Annotated in this window: 17 protein-coding genes; 14 read left to right on the plus strand and 3 right to left on the minus strand. The window is 73.1% G+C overall.

The window, feature by feature from the left end:
• Both eccB and ACWEJ6_RS02630 read right to left on the minus strand, forming a co-directional pair.
• Positions 1–1,447 (minus strand): type VII secretion protein EccB (eccB, locus tag ACWEJ6_RS02625; protein WP_452420745.1); only part of this gene is annotated, 1,447 nt, incomplete at its 3' end.
• Positions 1,448–1,502: 55 nt separating this feature from the next.
• Positions 1,503–3,164 carry an alpha/beta hydrolase family protein gene (locus tag ACWEJ6_RS02630; RefSeq protein WP_452420747.1) on the minus strand — a complete coding sequence of 554 codons (1,662 nt, stop codon included), beginning with the start codon at positions 3,162–3,164 and terminating at the stop codon, positions 1,503–1,505.
• A gap of 561 nt (positions 3,165–3,725) precedes the next feature.
• Here ACWEJ6_RS02630 and ACWEJ6_RS02635 point away from each other — a divergent pair.
• Both ACWEJ6_RS02635 and ACWEJ6_RS02640 read left to right on the plus strand, forming a co-directional pair.
• Positions 3,726–4,037: a hypothetical protein gene (locus tag ACWEJ6_RS02635; RefSeq protein ID WP_452420749.1), complete on the plus strand. Its 312-nt coding sequence runs from the start codon at positions 3,726–3,728 to the stop codon at positions 4,035–4,037.
• A 139-nt stretch (positions 4,038–4,176) separates the two neighbouring features.
• Entirely contained in the window at positions 4,177–4,740 is a 564-nt protein-coding gene (locus ACWEJ6_RS02640) for an ArsR/SmtB family transcription factor (protein WP_452420751.1), read from the plus strand.
• Positions 4,741–5,065: 325 nt separating this feature from the next.
• Here the strand turns inward: ACWEJ6_RS02640 and ACWEJ6_RS02645 are convergent, their stop codons facing one another.
• Positions 5,066–9,808, minus strand: coding sequence for an FtsK/SpoIIIE domain-containing protein (locus ACWEJ6_RS02645; protein ID WP_452420753.1), 4,743 nt, complete (start codon positions 9,806–9,808; stop codon positions 5,066–5,068).
• Positions 9,809–10,159: 351 nt separating this feature from the next.
• Here ACWEJ6_RS02645 and ACWEJ6_RS02650 point away from each other — a divergent pair, with 351 nt between their 5' ends.
• The 12 genes from ACWEJ6_RS02650 (at position 10,160) to ACWEJ6_RS02705 (ending at position 20,416) form a co-directional block, all read left to right on the plus strand.
• Positions 10,160–10,837, plus strand: coding sequence for a hypothetical protein (locus ACWEJ6_RS02650; RefSeq protein ID WP_452420755.1), 678 nt, complete (start codon positions 10,160–10,162; stop codon positions 10,835–10,837).
• A gap of 1 nt (position 10,838) precedes the next feature.
• Positions 10,839–11,555 carry a hypothetical protein gene (locus ACWEJ6_RS02655; RefSeq protein WP_357969990.1) on the plus strand — a complete coding sequence of 239 codons (717 nt, stop codon included), beginning with the start codon at positions 10,839–10,841 and terminating at the stop codon, positions 11,553–11,555.
• Positions 11,552–12,847, plus strand: coding sequence for a CpaF family protein (locus ACWEJ6_RS02660; protein ID WP_397165348.1), 1,296 nt, complete (start codon positions 11,552–11,554; stop codon positions 12,845–12,847). The genes ACWEJ6_RS02655 and ACWEJ6_RS02660 overlap by 4 nt, the downstream gene beginning before the upstream one ends.
• A gap of 2 nt (positions 12,848–12,849) precedes the next feature.
• Positions 12,850–13,698 carry a type II secretion system F family protein gene (locus ACWEJ6_RS02665; RefSeq protein ID WP_352325815.1) on the plus strand — a complete coding sequence of 283 codons (849 nt, stop codon included), beginning with the start codon at positions 12,850–12,852 and terminating at the stop codon, positions 13,696–13,698.
• Positions 13,691–14,611, plus strand: coding sequence for a type II secretion system F family protein (locus ACWEJ6_RS02670; protein ID WP_358282519.1), 921 nt, complete (start codon positions 13,691–13,693; stop codon positions 14,609–14,611). The genes ACWEJ6_RS02665 and ACWEJ6_RS02670 overlap by 8 nt, the downstream gene beginning before the upstream one ends.
• Positions 14,611–14,844, plus strand: coding sequence for a hypothetical protein (locus ACWEJ6_RS02675; RefSeq protein ID WP_357969997.1), 234 nt, complete (start codon positions 14,611–14,613; stop codon positions 14,842–14,844). The genes ACWEJ6_RS02670 and ACWEJ6_RS02675 overlap by 1 nt, the downstream gene beginning before the upstream one ends.
• Entirely contained in the window at positions 14,828–15,250 is a 423-nt protein-coding gene (locus ACWEJ6_RS02680) for a TadE family protein (RefSeq protein WP_357969999.1), read from the plus strand. The genes ACWEJ6_RS02675 and ACWEJ6_RS02680 overlap by 17 nt, the downstream gene beginning before the upstream one ends.
• The gene (locus ACWEJ6_RS02685) at positions 15,247–15,642 is read left to right on the plus strand and encodes a TadE family protein (RefSeq protein ID WP_387668947.1); all 396 of its coding nucleotides are present in this window, start codon (positions 15,247–15,249) and stop codon (positions 15,640–15,642) included. Before ACWEJ6_RS02680 ends, ACWEJ6_RS02685 begins: the two co-directional genes overlap by 4 nt.
• Positions 15,639–16,049 carry a TadE/TadG family type IV pilus assembly protein gene (locus ACWEJ6_RS02690; RefSeq protein WP_452420759.1) on the plus strand — a complete coding sequence of 137 codons (411 nt, stop codon included), beginning with the start codon at positions 15,639–15,641 and terminating at the stop codon, positions 16,047–16,049. Before ACWEJ6_RS02685 ends, ACWEJ6_RS02690 begins: the two co-directional genes overlap by 4 nt.
• Before the next feature lie 70 nt (positions 16,050–16,119).
• Complete coding sequence (locus ACWEJ6_RS02695; protein WP_452420761.1) at positions 16,120–18,867, plus strand: BTAD domain-containing putative transcriptional regulator; 2,748 nt, start codon at positions 16,120–16,122, stop codon at positions 18,865–18,867.
• Positions 18,864–19,487: a hypothetical protein gene (locus ACWEJ6_RS02700; protein ID WP_452420763.1), complete on the plus strand. Its 624-nt coding sequence runs from the start codon at positions 18,864–18,866 to the stop codon at positions 19,485–19,487. Before ACWEJ6_RS02695 ends, ACWEJ6_RS02700 begins: the two co-directional genes overlap by 4 nt.
• Positions 19,484–20,416 (plus strand): hypothetical protein, encoded by a 933-nt coding sequence (locus ACWEJ6_RS02705; RefSeq protein ID WP_452420765.1) that lies wholly within the window; start codon positions 19,484–19,486, stop codon positions 20,414–20,416. Before ACWEJ6_RS02700 ends, ACWEJ6_RS02705 begins: the two co-directional genes overlap by 4 nt.
• The last annotated feature ends 3 nt before the right edge of the window (positions 20,417–20,419 follow it).

Below are 20,419 nucleotides of genomic sequence, written 5' to 3' on the forward strand. Positions count from 1 at the left end.
CTCCAGGTCCGTCCTGCGTGGCGTTGGTCGATGACGAGGACCTGGACGTAGAGCTCGGGTTCGGTGGCGGGGCCGCCGTCGGGTCGAGCGCGGGGCCCTCCGGGATCAGGTGGACGAGGTTGTAGGGCACCGGCGTGACGTCCTCGGCGCCGTACCCCAGCTTGTTGATCTGGTCCCCGGTCTGCAGCGGGAACCTCCTGCCCTGGTCGGTGAGCAGGAAGTAGGTCTGCACGAACGCCTTCTGGCCGTCCCCGGGCAGCAGGCCGCCCAGGGCCGCGCCGCCGGCGGGCAGCAGCACCTGGTCGAAGTGCTCCTGGTCGCTCCGGGACGTGGGCACGGGGATGGTCATCGTCGCGCCGACCGTGATCTTCGCCTGCGCTGAGCCGTTCTGCGTGTCGGCGTACACCGCGCACAGCGCCGCCGAGGACGTGACCGTTCTGGGCAGGCTCGTCGGCAGGCCGCCGACCGTGAGGGTCTGGCGGGAGGTCCGGCCGTTCGCGGTGGCGGCGTCGATCTCGAGCGGGACGGCGGCGCGCCTGCCGTACGCGGCCTTGGTCCTCGGGTCGGCGAGCAGCAGCGTCGCCTGGGTGAGGTTGACGGGGGCGAGCCCGTCGGCGAGCAGCACGTACCAGCGCTCGGGAGCCCCGCCCATGCCCTTCACGGTGTAGACCTGACCGACCGCCCCCTTGCCGCCCCCGGGGGCGACGGCGCGCCGGCCCAGGCCGGTGATGGGCGGCGGCATGAAGTCGGGGCCGGGAGGGATCGCGTTGATCCAGGTCGAGGGCACTCTTCTGGGATGGGCGTTGAGCGCGCGCACACCCGTCTCGGTGACCTTCATGCGCCGGTCGTTCCAGACCACCCAGCCCTGCTGGCCGTCCGTGACGACCAGCGCGTCGCCGCCCACGGGCGTCCCGCCGACGTCCTGTCCGCCCACCAGCGTGACGTACGGCCCCCGCGCCCCGGCGGCCTGCGCCGGCTCGGTCACGCACGCCGACCACGGGCCCTTCACCAGTTTCTCGCGGGCCGGAAGGCTGTCCGGCGCGCCCGCGATGCCCACCAGCGGCCCGCGCGGCAGCGTCGCCAGCGACGCGGCGGAGACGTTGCGCACCTTGAAGTCGGTCGCGTCGAGCAGCAGCAGCGCCGAGACGTAGTTGGCGGTCGGCAGCAGCCGCCCCTGCTCCTGGCTGTAGACGTAGGTGGCGCCCGTCTCCTCCTCGACCAGGAGCTGGCCGGCCTCGGTGAGGTTCGTCGCCCCGCCGGGCTTGAGCAGCCCCCAGATCCCGAACACCGCCGCGATGAGCACGCCCACGAGCACGCCGCAGAACATCGCCACGTTGTGCCGCCGCATGGGCGTCTCCGGTACATCGGGCTCAGCCTGCAGCAACGCCATGCCCAGGCGCTGCTGCATCAGCCGATGAGCCTGGTAGAGGTCCTTCCGGGTCTGCATCTCACCTCTCCCGTATCCCAGGGATCAGCATAGAACGCTCTTGTGTCATGAACCCCTACGGAAGTAGCAAACCCCAATAGAACGCCCACGGAACGAAGGCCACACCCGCCGCGACGAGCAGGCCCAGCCGTACCCGCTCGCCGGTCGCGCGTTCCCGCCGCCACGTGCGCGCTGCCGGCGCCGTCGCCACGACGGTGGCCACCGCGACGGCCTGCAGCGCCAGCCAGACGAGCGGCCTGCCGAGGAGCATCGGACCGGGCGCGGCCAGCTTTCCGCCGGTGGACATCAGGTAGAACAGGTAGGCGAACCCGCCCAGCGCCGCCACGAGCCCTCCGGTGCTGACCACCCGAGCCGCCGCCGTCCCCTTGGCCGACGTGCCCCGGCCCGCCGCCGTTTCCGCGGTCGGCGTGGCGTGGGCGCCTGCCGTTTCTTTGGCCGACGTGGCCCAGGCCGCTGTTGTTTCTTTGGCCGACGTGGCCCGGGCCGCTGCCGCTTCTTTGGCCGACGTGGCCCGGACCGCTGCCGTTTCCGCGGTCGGCGTGCCGCGGACCCCTCTCGCTTCTTTGGTCGGCGTGGCTTGGGCGGCTGTCGTTTCTTTGGTCGGCGTGGGCCGGGCCGCGCGGCGGCCCCGGATCCGCCGGACCACGGCGACCGCCGGATATCCGGCGAACCCGGCCAGGAACAGCGCCAGGACCGCCGTCTGCGCGAGGGCCGACTCCCACCACGCTGGGGGCGGCGTCCCGACGGAGTCCTCCGCCTGGACGGGCGCGGGCCCCGACACCTCCGCGACCGGAGCCCGCCCCGAGGTCGCCTTCGCGACCCAGCCGCCCACCAGCTCGGCGTAACCGGGAGCGAGCTCGGGCAGACGCGTGACGCCGCCGTCCGGGGTCACATGAGCCGCGTGATCGGCCTTCTCGAAGAACCGGAACGTGTACCGCCTGTTGCCGCCCTTCTCCAACGCCGCGCGGAAGATCGGCGGCGTCTCGCGAGGCGGGGTCAGCAGGTCGTGCACGCCCCAGATCGCCAGCACCGGCTGCCGCACCGCGGCCAGGACCGGCTCGGGATCGTAGTAGGGCTCGGGGAACATGTCCCCGTCCGCGATCACCCGATACAGCTTCGGCTCGGCATGCTCGACCAGCGACCCGCCGACCCCCGCCTTGCGCAACCCGGCCGCCACGGCCCACGTCTGCTGCCGCAGAGGCTGCAACGCGTTGGCCCCGACCACCACCACGAACGCGATGTCCTTGGACTTGGAGGCGGCGAGCGGCGCCACCCACCCGCCCTCGCTGAGCCCCCAGATGCCGACCTTGCCGGGATCGACCCCGGGCTCCTTGCGCAGCGTCGCGACCGCGCCGAGCGCGTCGTCGGCCAGTTGCGCGTACGACCGATGGAACAGCGAATAGTTCACCGAGCGCTTGTCGTAGATCAGCACGGTCAGGCCCTGCCGGGCGAAGGCGACGGCCTCACCCAGCAACTTCTCCCGAGACGTCCCCGTCCCCGCCCCATGCACCAACACAACCCCAGCCCGCCCACCCCCACCGCTCGCGCCCACCCCGGCGAGGTCCTCCCGGCCTTGCCCGGCCGCGCCGTCCCGGCCTTGCCCGGCCGCGCCGTCCCGGCCTTGCCCGGCCGCGCCGTCCCGGCCTTGCCCCGCCTCGCCGCTCAGGCTCTGCCCCGCCGCGCGCCCGGCCTGGGACGCGCCCCCGACCTGGGCCATGTCTCCGGGCTGCCCCTTAGCCCCGACCTGTGCTGTACCTCTGACTCGGGCTGTACCTCCGACTTGGGCTGGACCCTCGGCCTGGGTGCTGCCTCCGGCCTGCGCTGTGCCTCCGACTTGGGGCGTACTCCCGACCTGTGCTGTGCCTCCGACCTGTGCTGGACCCCCGGCCTGGGTGCTGCCTCCGGCCTGCGCTGTGCCTCCGACTTGGGGCGCACTCTCGACCTGTGCTGTGCCTCCGACCTGTGCTGGACCCTCGGCCTGGGTGCTGCCTCCGGCCTGCGCTGTGCCTCCGACCTGGGGCGCACTGCCGACCTGTGCTGTGCCTCCGACCTGTGCTGGACCCCCGGCCTGGGTGCTGCCTCCGGCCTGCGCTGTGCCTCCGACCTGGGGCGCACTCCCGACCTGTGCTGAACCCCCGACCCCGGCTGTACCGCCGACCTGTGCTGTGCCTCCGGACTGGGCCGCGCTGCCGGCGTTTGAGGAGCTGATCGCGCTGGCCGACGGGCTGATAACGCTGCCGTGCAGCTCCAGCCCGCCGCTGCCGCGGAACGTCACCTCATGGACCGTCAGGTCACCCGGAACCGCAAGGCCACCGGGAGCCGCCTGGCCACCCACAGCCGCCTGGCCACCGAGAGCCGCCAGGTCCCCGGCAACCGCCAGGCCGCCGGGTACGGCGAGGCCGCCGGGAACCGCCAGGCCGCCCGGAACTGCCGGTCCCGCGCGATCGGGCTCGACCGCCCCGGCCCCAGCGCCGCGCCGTCCTTCACCGGTCATTGCAGCCTTCTGGCCGCGATCGGCCGTCGTTGCGGCGTTCGAGGTGACGTCGGCGGCGGGGGCGGCACGACCCAGTCCGGGCGTACTGAGCCATAACACGACGCCGGCGACGGCGCTTAAGGAGACGGCGGCAGAGGCCGTGAAGAGGTTCCGCATATCGCCGACAGTAGTCTGCAGAGACATCTCGGCAAAGACATGTCTGCAGATATCGTCCTCAAGGACTAGCCTGCTCCTCATGAAGGACGACGAGCCCCTGGTGCTCCACGATCCCGACCGGCTCAAGGCCCTGGCCCATCCCATGCGCCGCCGCATGCTGACCCACCTGAACATCCACGGCCCAGCCACCTCCACCACCCTCGGCGAGCTGCTCGGCGCCAAGACCGGCACCACCAGCTACCACCTGCGCCAACTGGAGAAGTACGGCTTCATCGAGGAGATCCCCGAACGCTCCTCCGGCCGCGAACGCTGGTGGCGCCGCGCCGAACTCCCCCGGGACATCCGCCTCCCCGAGCCCGGCGACCTCGGGCCGGAGGATCAGGCGGTCTTGATCGAGTTCCACCGGATCGGGCTGGAGGAGGACCGCGCCCTGCTGGACCGCCTCCCCGCCGCCTTCCAGACCGACCCAGACTGGGTCAAGGGCTCCCGGGGCCTCGCCCGCATGACCAAGGACGAGCTCAGGGAGTTCCACGACACCTACGTGGCCCTGCTCCTGAAATACAGCCACCCCGCGGACGAGGCCCCACCCGACGCCCGCCCCCTGTACGTCCGCATGTACACCCTCCCCGCCGACGACTCCTGACCCCACAACGCCGCCGCCCGCACGCATCCGGCCCCAGGGAGGCCGACCGGCCGCGGTGGCGTGGGCCTGACCCCCTCTCCCTGTCCGACGAGCCCGACCCTGGACGCCAGACAAGGGCCACCGAAGGGCTCCCACGCGCTGGGAACCGGAAACGCTGGTTGGGGGTGGGCAGGCGCGTACACCCTCCCGTCCGACGAGCCTGACCCGGATGCCATGTCCAGGCCGCCCGGACCCGTGCGGTGCCTCAAGGGGGGCGACATGGGATGGGTCGGGTGGCTACGGCTGAGTGGCTCGGGCGGCTCGCGGAGGGAGGTTGGGCGGTGGGTCAGGGGGTGTCGGGGAGGGCTGTTTGGATGGGGGTGATGTTGCCGGTGGTGACCAGGAGGCCGCGGCCAGGAGGGCCGCCGCCGGCCCCGCGGGGCAGGCGGATGCTGAACAGGTCGCCGTCGGTCGGGCCCTGGACCGACAGCAGCACGCCCGTACGGGACTTGCGGGTCTCGGCCACGAACCCGCGATAGGCGACCGCCAGGTCACCGGTGGAGCCGGCGATCAGCAGGCCGTGATCGCCGTCCCTGCCCGAGCGGAGCACCTCCTCCAGGGACGTGCCCAGCGGTGAGTCGGGGTTGACCAGTTCGGCGTCGTCCACGACCACGACGTACTGGCCCAGGTCGGCGACCAGTTCGGCGAGGTCGGCGGCGTTCCCGTCGAGCACGGCCACCGCGTCCGCCAGGTCGCGCAGCGGGCTTCGTCTGGGGGCGACGGCGACGACCGGCGTGCCCGCGGCGATGAGCGACCGCGCCGCCGTCACCAGGACGGACGACCGCCCCGACCGCGACGGCCCCGCGATCACCGCGCCCGGCCCGTGAGCCAGCAGGTCGACGCCGAGCGGGGTGAGCGCGTCCCCACCCGCCCCGACCAGCGCCCACAGCGGGGACGGCGGAGTGAACGCCGGATCGAGGTCCATCGTCTGGGACGCGGTGACCCGCATCGGCAGCGCGTCGACGCGCAGCGGCTGTTCGCCCTCCCCGGGGCGCCCCCCACGCCCGGCGGCCTGCGGGCTCGCGCTGCGGGCCAGGGCCTGGAGGGCGGCGACCTGGGCGGGGCCCGCGGGGTCGGCGGAGAGGAGGGCGATGTGGTGTTCGGTGATGCCGTGCTCGCCCAGCGACAGGGCACGGCCCGGAGGCATGGACGCGGGCAGCCCCTTGAGCGGGAACCCGGCCAGCCCGTAGTCGGCCGTGTCGGACAGGCGCAGCAGCAGGCGGTCGTCGAAGACCGTCGAGACCTGGCCGAGCAGGCCGGACCGGTCGCTGGTGACCACCGCGCGCAACCCCACCGCCGGGCCCTCGCGCAGGAGCTGGAGCAGGGCTTCGATCAGGCGGCCGTAGTCGTAGCTCTCGAACGCGGCGACGAAGCCCTCCCAGCGGTCGAGCATGAACACCAGCCACGGCAGGCGGTGACCGGCCTGGCGGTATTCGGCGAGCGAGGCGTGGCCCGCCTCGGCCAGCAGTTGCTGGCGGCGGCCCACCTCGGCGCGCAGCCGGCCGAGCAGCCGCTCCACCCGTTCGATCTGGTCGCGGGTGACGACGGCGCCGCAGTGGGGCATCGCCATGACAGGCAGCAGCGCGCCCGAGCCGCAGTCCACCGCATGGACGTGCACGTCGGCGGGCGACGTCCGGGCCGCGATGGCGCCGGCGATCGTCCGCAACGCCGTCGAGCGGCCGCTGCGCGGGGCGCCCGCGATCAGCAGGTGGCCGCCGTTGGCCAGGTCGAGCGCCAGCGGGCAACGATCCTGCCGCCACGGACGGTCGGTCACCCCGAACGCCAACGGCGCCACCTCCTCGAACCCGCCGCCGGCCCCCTCGTACGCCACCCCAGCCGCACCTTCCGGCACCCCAGCCCCCTCGTACGGCGACGCGGGACCGGCGTGCCCGGCTCCGAGCGAGCCCTCCGACGAGGCGGGCACCGGCGTGGCGGCGGGCAGGTCGAGCACCAGGTGGGTGGGCAGGGGGTCGAGCCACGGGCTCGGCTGGGCCGGGACGCCCGCCAACCGGCCAGCCTCGACGAGCGCGTCCGCGACCAGGCCCAGATCGGTGACCGCCGACTCCTCGGCCGGCTCCGGAGGCGGCGGAAGCGGCCTGCCGAGCGAGCGCCAGTCGACGTCGAGCACCCGCACCCGCCCGGCCGGCCCCCCGGCGGACGGAACACGCGCGGGGCTGCGCCCGCCCACCCGGGCCGTCTGTACGGCGATCGCCGCCCCCACCCCCGACCGCACGTAACACCGGCCGGGGGTGGACTTGGAGATCGCAGCCGCGTCGGGCAGGTCGATGACGTCGGTGGACTCGGCGGGCTCGGTCACCCGCAGCGCGATCCGCAGCGAGGTGTTGGCCTGGATGTCGGCCGTGACCACGCCGGCCGGCCGCTGGGTGGCCAGGATCAGGTGGATGCCCAGCGAACGGCCCCGCCGCGCGATGTCCACCAGGCCGGCCACGAAGTCGGGCAGCTCGGCCACCAGCGCGGCGAACTCGTCGATGATCAGCACCAGGCGCGGCATGGGGGCCTGGCCGGCGTAGTCGTCGATGTCCTTGGCGCCCGCCGCCAGCAGCAGGCGTTCCCTGCGCCGGATCTCGGCCGCCAGCGAGTCGAGGGCCCGCTGGGTCAGGTGCCCGTCGAGGTCGCTGACCATGCCGACGGTGTGCGGCAGGCGTACGCACTCCTTGAAGGCCGCGCCGCCCTTGTAGTCGATCAGCACGAACGTGAGCTGGTCGGGCCGGTTGGCCACCGCCAGCGAGCAGATCAGCGTCTGCAGCAGCTCGGACTTGCCCGCGCCGGTGGTGCCGGCGATCAGCCCGTGGGGGCCGTCGAGCTTGAGGTCGACCGAGAACGGGCCGTCGGGGCCGACGCCGATCAGCGCCTCGGTGGTGCCACGGGCCCGCCACCGGCCGGCCAGCTCCTTGCCGGACGGGTCGGGCATGCCCATCAGGTCGAGCAGGCGGACGGCTCCGGGCAGGTTGCCCGACGGATCGTCCCGGCTCACGTCGCGGATGGGGGACAGGGCCCTGGCCAGCCGGTCGCACCAGGCGGCCGAGACCAGGTCGCCCAGCACCGGCCCGATCACGTCGAGACCGCCGCCGAGCAGGCGGACGAGTCCGTCGGAGCCGCAGGCCGCCACCGTCTGGCACTCCTCGGGCAGCAGCCGCTGGTCGTCGTCGATGGCGAGGGTGAACACCCCGGACCGGGGGCCCTGCCGCAGGACCTGGGGCATGTTGGGCAGGCCGCGCAGGATCTGGGCGCCGTCGAGGATCACCAGGACGTCGTGCGGACGGACGTCGTAGGAGGAGAAGCTGGGCTTCTCGGGGCCGCCCAGATCGTCCCAGCCTGTGGGGATCTTGCCGAACTCGGGGATGGCGGTGTTCTGGCGTTCGTCGATGAGCGCGGCCAGCTCGGCGACGCGGCGGGCGGCCGACTCGGGGTCGGTGCCGACCAGGGCCACGCAGTCTTCGCCCGCACGCGGGGCGCAGTGCGGCAGCCAGCGCGTCCAGCCCCAGCGGCGTTCGCCGTCGGCGCGCGCGGACACGACCACGATGGCCAGGTCGCGCGGGCTGTGCAGGGTGGCGGCCTGGGCGATCAGCCAGCCGGCCAGGCTGGTCGCGGCCCCGCGCGGGCCGGTGACGCCCGCGACGCCGAGCCGGCGCATGGCCAGCGCCACGGGCACGGCGCGGCAGAGCGGCGGCTCGATCGGACCGCCCTGCTCCTCCGACAGGTCGAGGTTGGCGGGCAGGTCGGCGAGGCCGACGCGCAGCCGCAGGGAGTCGGCGTCGTGGATGCGGCGCTCCCACAGACGCCTGCGCGGCCCGGTCGCCGTGAGCAGGACCTGGGCCGGGTCGGGCGCGTCGGACCTGCGCGCGGCCTCGTCGGCGGCCCTGGCCCGCTCGACCTCCTCGTCGTAGGCCCGGACGCGTTCGCCGAACTCCTTGAGCGCCTGCTTGTGCTTCTTCCTGCCGTGGCGGCGGTCGCTGACCCATTGGCCGATCATGATGATCGGCGTCATCAGGGCGACGAGCAGGTAGTAGGGGGCGTGCAGGGCGAACGCCAGCGTCACGCCGAGCACGGCGGGCAGGAGCGCGGCCAGCAACTGCAGCCGCATGCCCTCGGACCTGGTCGGCTCCTTGGGCTTGACGAACCTGCGCTCCGGCTCGGGACGGCGCAGCCTGGGCGGCCGGTTGTAGGCGAGCCCGGCCTCGCCCCTGGGCGCGAGGTGGGCGTCCTTGGGCTCGATGGAGGTGAGCACGAACACCGAGGACCCGCAGGTCAGCACCGCCTGGTCGGGCCACTCGGCGGGCCCGGTGAGCGCCCTGCCGTCGAGCTCGGGCATGTCGCCCTGCTCGGCGGCGAACTCGGCCGCCTCCCGCTCGGCGACCCGCGCGGTCAGCTCGGCCACCTCCTCGGCCCACCGCCCCTTCAGCTTCAGCCTGGAGGGCTGCTCGGAGCTCTGCCGGTGCGCCCGTTCGACGGTGATCGCGTCAGGCGTCACGCGCACGGCGACGGCCTCGGCGGCCAGGAGGGGATCGGCGACGGCCATCGCGCAGGTCGGGTCGGACCCGATGACGTGCACGCCCAGCCCCAGCCGGTGGACGGCCCCCGCCGCCGGGCCGCCGATCACGCGGATCTCGGCCACCCCGCCGGGCTCCTCGACCACGGTGGCGCGGGCCAGGCGCGGGTCGAGCGTGACCTTGTCGCCGTCGCGCAGGACGGCCGCCGCCGGCGCCCGCGGATCGAGCGGACGCCCGTCACGCCAGAGCAGCGCGCCGGAATCGCCGGGCACGTCGGCGGGGACGTCGAGCCGATCGGGGACGCGCGGACGGGGGATGCGCCCCTCGGCCCCGCCCCGCCCCCCGGCCTCGGGCGCCAGGCCGTAGGGCGCCCGCGTCCGCGGCAGGTGGACGACCTTCGCCATGGACGTGCGCCCGCTCAGCGCCTCGGTCACCCCGGCCACCGTGGCGCCGCCGTCGCCGTCGATCACGACGTCACGGTCGCCCTGCTCGCCGAGCACGGTGAGCATGATCCGCATGTGCCGTCTCCTCGCTCGACCTCGGGCGCCAAGGTAGCGCCAGAAGCGAGAGTAGGTGTCCCGGTTGACGCCACCGGCATGAGAACGCGGTTCTGTGGATAACTCGCGCGCCCAGCGTCACGATCAAGCCTGAAAAAGTTGTGATTAATGCGACTGAAGATAAAACTGTGACCAGCATGCCGATAAATCGGTATTCGTCAACTTGGTAGAGAGAATAGGCATCGATTATTCCGGGTTGACATCGCGCCACCTGCGAAACAAGCATGGGTCCTCGCATTCCGCCCACGCCCCACCCGGGCGCCCCACATAATGGGCGTGAATTCCGCATTTCACAATGGGAGCCCCCCACCCATGAGGACCAGTGAAAAACCTGTCGCCGACAACGCGGCGGCGGGGTTGTCCGGCCCGGCCTCGCGCAAGCTCCCCGTGCCCCCACGCGAACGCAAGCCGGCCCTCGCCGCGCTGGCGGTCCTGCTCATACTCGGCGGAGCGCTGGCCACCACGCTGCTCGTGCTGCGCAGCGGCGACCGCGTCTCCGCCATCAGGATCACCCAGCAGGTCGGCGCGGGCCAGAAGTTCGTGGACGGCATGCTCGAAGAGGTGAAGATCGCCTCGGACGCGGGCGTCGACTACGTCCCCTGGTCCCGGCGGTCGGAGGTGACCAAGAGCTTCGCCGCGGTCACGATCCTGCCGGGCACCCTGCTGACCAACCAGATGGGCAGCAAGGCCAGCGACGAACTGGGCCCGGGAAAGGCGACCGTCGGACTCGCCCTCAAACCCGGCCAAATGCCCGCCGGCATTCAACAGGGCGACCGCGTCCAGGTCGTGTACGTGCCGAACCGGACGGCTCAGGGGCAAAGTCGCGTACTGGCCGAGAGCGCGCTCGTGTTCAGCACGGGCGACAAGAACCGGACCGGCGGTAATTCCGGGCAGATCACCGTGATCGTCGATTCGTCGGACTCACCGCAAATACTCGCCTATGCCTCCAGCGGAGAGATCGCGGTGGCCGAGCTCCCGGGAGCGCGCTGACGTGGCGCTGATCGTTCTGGCCGCCGACAAGGGCGCGCCCGGCGTGACCACCGCGGCCACCGCCCTCGCGGCGGTGTGGCCGCGGCCCGTGCTGCTGGCCGAGTGCGACCCGGCCGGCGGTGACCTCGCCTACCGGCTGCCCGCCGCCGACGGCGGCGTGCTCAACCCGGGCAAGGGCCTGCTCACGCTCGGCGCGACCGCCCGCAGGGGCCTCGAACCCGCCCAGATCCACCAGCACACGCAGAAGATCATCGGCGGGCTCGACGTGCTGGCCGGGCTCACCCACGGCGAGCAGGCGGCCGGGCTCACCTGGCTCTGGGGCCCGCTGGGCAGGTCGCTGGCCGCCATCCCCGACGCCGACGTGATCGCCGACTGCGGCCGCCTGGGCTCCCATCCGCAGATCGCCGACCTCCTCGCCGAGGCCGAGCAGGTGCTCCTGCTCACCAGGGCGACCCTCGACCACGTCGCCCACCTGCGCGAACGCCTCCAGATCACCAAGGCGCACGGCGTCGTCGTGATCGCCGACCCGCGCAACTACCGGGCCTCGATCGAAGACGTGCGCAGGATCGTCGGGCCCATCGTCCAGTTCGTCCACGGGCTGGCCCACGACGCCAAGGGCGCCGAGCTGCTGCGCGGGCAGTGGGGCGGCCGGCTCGACCGGTCCCTGCTCATCCGCACGGCCCGGGACCTCGCCGCGAGGCTGGTGAGCCACCGATGATCGACCACTCGCTCGTCAAACGTTTCCGCCAGGAGGTCGGCGACCGGCTGGCCCAGCAGCGCCGGATCGACCAGGCGAGCGGCGTCCCGCCGATGTCCGGCGAGGACGAGCGCCAGTTCGCCAGGGCGCTGATCTCGCAGGTGCTGGAGGAGCACGCGCGCAACGAGATCGGCCTCGGCCGTACGCCGCCCACCATCGAGGAGGAGGAGGCCCTGGCGGCCGGCATCCACGCCGCGCTGTTCGGCGTGGGCCGACTCCAGCCGCTGCTCGACGACCCCGAGGTCGAGAACATCGACATCAACGGCTGCGACCGTGTGTTCGTCAGCTACGCCGACGGCCAGGAGCTCATGCAGGACCCGGTCGCCGAGTCCGACGACGAGCTGGTCGAGCTGATCCAGATCCTGGCGGCGTACTCGGGGCTGTCCAGCAGGCCGTTCGACACCGCCAACCCCCAGCTCGACCTGCGGCTGCCCGACGGCTCCCGGCTGAGCGCGGTCATGGACGTCACCGTGCGCCCGGCAGTGTCGATCCGCCGCTCCCGCCTCGGCAAGGTCTTCCTGTCCGACCTGACCGGCAACGGCACGATCAGCCCGGAGGTCGGGAGGTTCCTGACGGCCGCCGTCGCCGCCCGCAAGAACCTCATGATCGCCGGGTCCACCAACGCCGGCAAGACCACCCTGCTGCGGGCGCTGGCCAACGAGATCCCGCCCAGCGAGCGCCTGATCACCGTCGAACGCGCCCTTGAGCTGGGCCTCGACCAGTTCCCCGAGCTCCACCCCAACGTCGTCGCCTTCGAGCAGCGCCTGCCCAACTCCGAGGGCCAGGGCGAGATCTCCATGGCCGAGCTGGTCAGGCGCTCGCTGCGGATGAACCCCAGCCGCGTCATCGTCGGCGAGGTGCTGGGCGACGAGATCGTCACCATGCTCAACGCGATGACCCAGGGCAACGACGGCTCGTTGTCGACGATCCACGCCAACTCCAGCATGGAGGTCTTCAACCGCATCGCCACCTACGCCCTGCAGGCCGGCGAGCGCCTGCCCATCGACGCCACCCACATGCTCATCGCGGGCGCGATCGACTTCGTCGTCTTCATCGAGAAGCGCAACGACTACCACGTCGGCGGCACCCTGCGCCGTTACGTCTCCAGCATCCGCGAGGTCAACGGCTGCGACGGCCGCGTGTTGTCGAGCGAGGTGTTCGTGCCCGGTCCCGACGGCACGGCCGTCCCGCACGCGCCGGTCTCGTGCCTGGAGGAGCTCGTCGCCCACGGCTACAACCCGGGAGGCTGGTGAGGATGGCGTTCGACCTCGACCCGCTCGCGATGGTGGCGGGCGCGGCCGCCGGCGGCGGCCTCTTCCTGTTCTTCCTCGCCCTGTACGGCCTGCGCCGCCGCCCGTCCCAGCCCAGACGGCCGCTCGTCAAGATGCTGACCACCCGCACCGCCGTCGCCGCGGTGGCCGCCGGCCTGGTCCTGGTGGTCACGGGCTGGCCCGTCATGGCGGTGGGCACGGTGCTGCTGGTGTTCGCCTGGCGCGGCCTGTCCGGCGGCGCGGCCGAGGAACGCGCCGCCATGCGCCGCCTGGAAGGGCTGGCCGCCTGGACCGAGTCGCTGCGCGACACCATCGCCGGGGCGGCCGGGCTGGAGCAGGCCATCCCGTCCTCGATCAGGGCCGCCGCGCCGACGCTCCGGCCCCACCTGCGGGCCATGGTCGACCGCCTGCACACCAGGATGGCGCTGCCGGAGGCGCTGTCCCGCTTCGCCGACGAGCTCGACGACCCCTCGGCCGACCTGGTGATCGCCGCGCTCATCCTCAACTCCCGGCTGCGCGGCCCCGGCCTGCGCGACGTGCTCGGCGCGCTCGCCGTCTCGGCCCGCGAAGAGCTCGACATGCGCCGCCGCGTCGAGGCCGAACGCCGCTCGACCAGGCGCAGCGTGCAGATCGTGGTGATCACGGCACTCGTCTTCGCCGGGCTGCTCATCCTGTTCAACCCCGCCTACGTCAGCGAGTACGGCTCCACCCTCGGCCAGGCCGTGCTCGTGGTCGTCGGCGGCCTGTTCGGCGCCGGGTTCGCGTGGATGCGGCGGCTGGCCAGGTTCGACAAGCCCACCCGGCTGCTGATGGGGGGAGGCGGCCATGGTTGAGGGCGTGCTGGCCGGGGCGGTGCTCGGCCTCGGCCTGTTCGTGCTGGTACGCGCGTTGTTCCCGGCCCGTCCCGGGCTCGTGGCGCGGCTGCTGGCGCTCGACGCCGTCCGCGAGGACGCCGACGCCCCGCGCATCCAGCTCCTGCTGCCCGACGAGGAGGTCAGCGCGTTCCGCCGCGGCCTCGGCGCCCGCCTGGCCCGCCTCTACGGCGCCCGCGGCTGGGAGGCCCGCTCGGTCAAGTCCGACCTGGCCCTGCTCGGACGCTCGTTCGAGGCGTTCCTGGCCACCAAGGTGCTGCTCGCCGCGAGCGGCCTGCTGGCCTTCCCGATCCTGCTCGGCTGGCTGGCGCTCATGGGGTGGGGCGTGTCGTTCACGGTGCCGTTCTGGTCGGCCGTGCTCGTGGCGCTGCTCTTCTTCTTCCTGCCCGACCTGCAGATCCGCAAGGAGGCCGCGGCCATGCGACGCGACTTCCGGCACGTCGTGGGCGCCTTCCTCGACCTGGTCTCGATGAACCTGGCGGGCGGGCGCGGCGTGCCCGAGGCGCTGATGATGGCCGTGTCGGTCAGCGGCGAGCAGCCCAACTGGGCGATGGGCCGCATCCGCGACGCGCTCGGCGGCGCCCGGATCGTCGGCATCACCCCGTGGCAGGCGCTCGGCCAGCTCGGCGAGGAGATCAACGTCGACGAGCTGCGCGACCTGTCGGCCGCGCTCGGCCTGGTGGCCGACGACGGCGCCAAGGTGCGCGCCTCGCTCACCGCCAGGGCCGCCACCCTGCGCCGGCGCGAACTCGCCGAGATCGAGGGACGCGCGGGCGAACGTTCGCAGTCGATGCTCGTGGCCCAGCTCCTCCTGTGCGCCGGTTTCGTGATCTTTCTCAGTTTTCCCGCCGCGATGAAGATGTTGGGGGCCTGATGAACCATCCCTGGATCGTCTATCTCACCGCCTACCTGGGGGTGCGGATCCAGCGCGCCCGCACCGCGCCCAGCAGGGGCGCCTCCGCCGTCGAATGGGTGATCATCACGGCCATCATCGCGGGCGTCGCGCTCGGGCTGGCCACGCTGATCAAGACCCTGGTCGAGCAGAAGTCCAGCGAGATCCAGGGCACGTTCGGCGGTGGCGGCGGCGGTGGTGGCGGAGACTCGTGAGCGGGGCGCGACCGTGATCGAGCTGGCGTTGCTGATGCCGGTCATCCTCGCGGTCGCGCTCCTCGTCGTGCAGGTCGCGCTCTGGTTCCACGGTCGCCAGATCGCCGAGGCGGCGGCCAGGGAAGGCGCGCGGGTGGCCAGGTCGGCGCCGTTCGACTCGGGCGACTGGCAGGGCGCGGCCACGGCGAAGGCCACCGACATCGTCAAGGCGGTCGGCCCGCGGCTGCTGGAGAACGCCGCGGCCACCACCTCCGAGCGCGACCCCGACCAGCGCTTCGTCACGGTCACGGGCAGCGCCGTGCAGGTCGTGCCGCTGCTGCCGCCGCTCACCTTCACGATCACGGCGACCGCGGGCGGGCCGATCGAGTGCTTCCGTCCCGACAACGGCGGTGATGACTGCCGATGAAGCCGGGCGAGCGCGGCTCGATGGCCGTGGAGACGGTGATGCTCGCCCCCGTCTTCCTGTTGTTCCTCATGTTCCTGGTCGGGGCGGGGGTGCTGGTGGAGACGCAGGGGCGGGTCAACGGCGCGGCCAGGGACGCCGCGCGGGCCGCGTCCGTGCAGCGGAGTTTCGACGACGCCGGCGCCGCGGCGGAGAGCACCGCCAAGACCGCGCTGGACGACAAGTGCGGCGCCAGCACGGTGAACCTGGACGGATCCACCTGGGAGGCGGGCGGCCAGGTGCAGGCGGAGGTGACCTGCGAGCTCGACCTCGGCTTCCTGGGGTTCGGCGGCACCAAGCGGCTGACGGGCACCGCCGTGGTGCCCCTTGAGCAGCTCGTCAGGAGGGAGCCGTGAAGGCGGGGGAGCGGGGGTCCATGTCGGTCTTCACCGTGCTCTTCTCGGTCGTGGCGTTCCTCCTGGCCGGGCTGCTGGTCGACGGCGGCGCGGCGATCAACGCCCGGCTGCGCGCCGCCGACGTCGCCGAGCAGGCCGCGCGGGCGGGCGCGGACGAGATCGACGTCGACCGCCTGCGCACCGGCGGCGAGGTCGCCCTGCTGGACGAGGGCCAGGTCTGCGCCAGGGCCGACGAGATCGTCGCGGCCCAGGGCGGCGACGGCGTGGCCCGCGGCTCCTGCTCGGTCCAGCAGCAGCAGGTGACGGTCAGCGTCTCGGTGCGGTGGGAGGCGTTCTTCCTCGGGGCCCTCGGGTTCCCGGGCTCGGAGATGAACGGCGAGGCCACGGCCGCCCCGGAAGCCAGGTAGACCGATTCCCGCCACTCGGTGGCCGGGGCAACGCACGAGGCAGGACGCTGGACGGAAGAAGGGAGCGGCGATGCCGACGCGAGAGCCGACGCGAGAGCCGGCGCGCCCCCCGGGGCGGCACCAGCCCAGGCGGCCGCCTGCGCGCATCCCGGCCAGGCGGACCTTCGGCGACGTGCTCGCCGGGCTCGCGGCGCTGGTGGCGCTGGTGGCGTTGGTGGGCGGGGTGCCGTACGCGCTGCTCAGGTTCGCCGGGCCGCCGGTCACGTCCGAGATGCTCGATCTGCGGTTCTTCACCGCCGAGGCCGGGCCGAGCACGATCCAGGCCGTCCTGGTGCTGCTGGTGTGGCTGGCCTGGTTCCAGCTCTTCGTGTGCGTGCTGGTCGAGGTGTACGCAGGTGTCCGAAGAGTCGGGATGCCTGCCCGCGTACCGCTGTCGGGCGGCACGCAGGCGCTGGCCAACAAGCTCGTCGGCGCGGTGCTGCTGCTGTTCACGGCCGGGGCCATGATCGCGCCCATCGCGCGGATGGCCGCGCCGCCCGCCGCGCCGCCGGTCACCGCGGTCGCCTACTCCGCGCCGATCGTCGAGCAGACGCTGGAGACCCACAAGACCAAGAAGGTGTACGTCGTGCAGCCCCCGCACGGGAGGCACCACGAGAGCCTGTGGGAGATCGCGGAGAAGTGCCTGGGAGACGGCCGCCGATATCCCGAAATTTACCGACTCAACCAGGCCAAGGAGCAGCCGGACGGCACCCGCCTGCGCATGGCCGACCTGATCAGGCCCGGCTGGGTGCTCGACATGCCGGACGACGCCAGGAACGTGCACATCGTCCCCGCCGGCCAGTCCCGCGAGCAGACGCTGCGCGAGCACCCCGGCGTGGCCCACACCCGCGCCCAGCCCGACGCCCGGCACCACGCCGCCAAGAAGGCCACGGAGGGGACGGAGGGCAGGGCCGCCGAGAAGAGCGAGAAGGACCAGGCCAGGCACCGCAAGCCCGACGTGCACCAGGACCAGCCCGAGATCACCATCAGGGAGGCCCAGAGCCTCGACCTGATCGACTACCTGGCCGGAGCGTCGCTGGCCGCCGCCGGGCTGCTGGCCCTGCTGGCCAGGCGGCGGCGGGAGCAGTTGTGGCGCAGGGTGTTCGGGCGCCGGATCGTCCGGCCGCGCGACGACGCCGCCCAGGCCGAGGTCGCGCTCAGGCTGGGCGGCGACGCGCCGGGCGCGCGCATCCTCGACATCGGGCTGCGGCTGCTCGGCGCCGAGCTGGCCGCCCAGCACCGCACCCCGCCCACCGTCTACGGCGCCCATCTGTCCCCGCGCACGCTCGACCTGTGGATCCACCCGCCGGACGACGACCCGCCCGAGCCGTGGACGGCCCAGGACGGCGGCCAGGTCTGGCGCCTGCCCGCCCACGAAGGCCGCCTGCTGGAGGAGCAGCCGGGCGGCGCGCCGTACCCGGGGCTGGTCTCGATCGGCACGGACGCGAGCGGCCGGGTGCTGATCGACCTGGAGGCCGCGCAGGGCCTGATCAACGTCCGCGGCCCGCAGACCACCGCGGCGCTGGCCGCGCTCGCCGTCGAGCTGGCCACCAACCGCTGGTCCGACCGCATGCGCATCACGCTCGTCGGGTTCGGCGAGGAGCTGACCGTGATCGCCCCCGACCGGATCAGGGCCGTCGGCAGCCTGGCCGAGGTGCTGCCCGAGCTGGAGGCGACCGCCGCGCCGCGCCGGGAGGTGCTCACCGGACGCGTCTCCGGCAGCCCGCGCGACGCCCACTACCTGCTGTCGGCCGTGGCGCCCACGCACGAGGAGGCCCGCCGCCTGGCGCTGCTGGCCCGCCGGGACACCGCCGGGTACGTCCTGGCCGGCGACGTCCCGCACGCCACCTGGACGCTGGAGATCGGCGACGACGGCAAGGCGCGCATCGCCGAGCTGGGCTTCGAGGTCGAGGCCCAGCTCCTGCCGCGGCGCCACTACAAGGCGCTGATCGACCTCTTCCGCACCGCCGGACGGCTCGACGGCGAGGCCTACCCCGAGGCCGAGCCGCTGGAGGGCCTGCACCCGCCCGCCGTCGAGATCAGGATGCTCGGCCCGATCGAGATCGCCGGGCTCGCGCCCCTCGAAGAGGGCCGCATGGCGCTGGCCACCGAGCTGCTGATCTACCTGGCCACGCATCCCGGCGGCGTGCATCCCGTCGTGCTCGGTGGCGTGTTGTGGCCGCGCGGGGTCCAGACCATGGTCAGGGACGCCACCATCGCCCGCGTCGCCGACTGGCTCGGCCCCGAGCACCTGCACGTCGACGAGGCCGGGCGGCTCAGGCTCGGCCCCGAGGTCCGTACGGACTGGGCCCTGTTCCGCGAGCTGGTCCGCCGCTCCCAGCACGACCCGACGGCCCGCACCGTCCTGCTGGAGAAGGCGCTCGGTCTGGTACGCGGCCCGCTCCTGGCCAACCGCCCGTCCGGCCGGTACGCCTGGCTGGCGGCCGACGACCTGGAGTACGACGTCGCGGCCGGCGTGGCCGACGCGGCCCACCGGCTGTGCGAGCTGCGGCTGGCCCAGGACGAGCCGGACGCGGCGGTGGCGGCCGTCCGGGCGGCGTTGCTGCTGGCCACCGACGACGAGGGGCTCTGGCGCGACCTGCTGCGGGCCACCCACGCCACCGGGGACGCCGTCCGCATGCGGGCCGTGGTCGAGGTCCTGACCCGCAGGGCCGCCTCCCACCCGTACGGCGGCGGGATGGCCCCGGAGACCGAGGCGTTGATCGAGGAACTGCTGCCCTCGTGGCGCATCCACGTGGTGAGGGAGTCGTCCGCATGAGACGTATGACGGTGATCGCGCTCGTCCTGCTGGTGGCGGGGTGCGGGCAGGCCGAGCGGCCGTACACGCCGCAGCCGGGCCCGTCAGGGACCGCCTCGGCGACGGCGGCGCCCACGACGGGAGGCTCGGCGCGGCCCTCCGCGGACGCGCCCGGCGTCGAGACGGTCGAGGTCGGCGGCGGGAAGCTGCGGGTCGACATCGACTGGCCCGCCCGGCGCGACCCGCTCATGCGCGTCATCACCGACTGGTACCTCGCCTCCCGCAAGGTGATGGTCTCGGGAAGCGATCGATACCTGAAGGATCTGGATCTCGAACTCCAGGCGGTGCGCCAGGCGTATGACGGAGTACGCCGGTACACCGAGGAGGACAGAAGGGTGCAGGGCGTCGCCAGACTGTACGGCCTGCGGGTCACGAAGGTGCTGGACAAGGGCGCGCAGATCGACACCTGCGTGGACGAGTCGAAGGCACGCGTGGTCAGCGCGAGCAGCGGCGAGGCCGTCTCGCCCCAGCCCTCCATCATGCGCGCCCCCTACCTCCAGAGGGCCCTCGCGCACCGCGGCGACGACGGCGTGTGGCGGATCCGGGAATTCCTCTATGACAAGGAAGGATGCGCGCGATGAACCGCGTGATCTCGCTGGCCACCGCGGCCCTCATGCTGCTGGGCCAGCTCGACGACCCCGGCGAGACGGCCGGCAGCCCCATCGAGCACGGCCGGACCAGAGGGATCGAGCTGCGCAACTCTCGGATCGTCATCTCCGGCAACGGCGCCAAGGGCGGCAACACTGACGGATACGTCCTCAAACGCCCCTGCTGGTACGAGCCCGGCATGACGGGCGCCGAGATGCTGAAGTCGCAGGAGGCCCTGCGCGACTACTGGTTCAGGTACACCAAGGACGCGTCCGAGGAGGGCTTCCAGGAGTTCCTCAAGCAGTTCAAGGACAAGGTCGGCAAGGACGGACGCTGGTGGGGCCCGGCGTACGACGCCTCCGACCCGAAGGGCCAGGTCTGCTTCGCGGCGCTCGACCCGTTCGTGTTCGTGCCGCCGGGCACGACGCCGCCCGCCGGGATCACGATCCGGGAGCTCGCCGAGATCGCCAGGGCGTCCCTGACCGTGCCCGAGCCCACGATCAGGCTGAGCCCCGACGCCAAGAGCTTCGTCAACCTGCCCACCTGGGTCTGGCTGGAGGGCCTGGGCGAGCGGCGCAGATCGGTGACCGCGGAGATCCCGGGCGTCATGAGCGTGACCGTGGTGGCCACGCTGAAGAGCATCAAGATCGACCCGGGCACCACGAAGGACCGGGCGGAGGTGCACGAGGAGGGCTGCGGGGCGGCCGGACGTCCGTACGCCAAGGGGGCCGCGTTCACCTGCGGCGTGCGTTACCTGCGGGCCTCCATCGACCAGCCGCGCGAGGCGTACCGGCTCACCGTCACCACGTCGTGGCCGGTGGAGACGACGGGTGACGCGGTGCCGTTCCAGTTCGCGCCGGTCGAGGCGGGGGCGACCAGGGACGTGCCGGTCGGCGAGATCCAGAGCAACGTGCAGCCGTAAGGA

The organism is Nonomuraea sp. NPDC004702, from assembly GCF_053601695.1.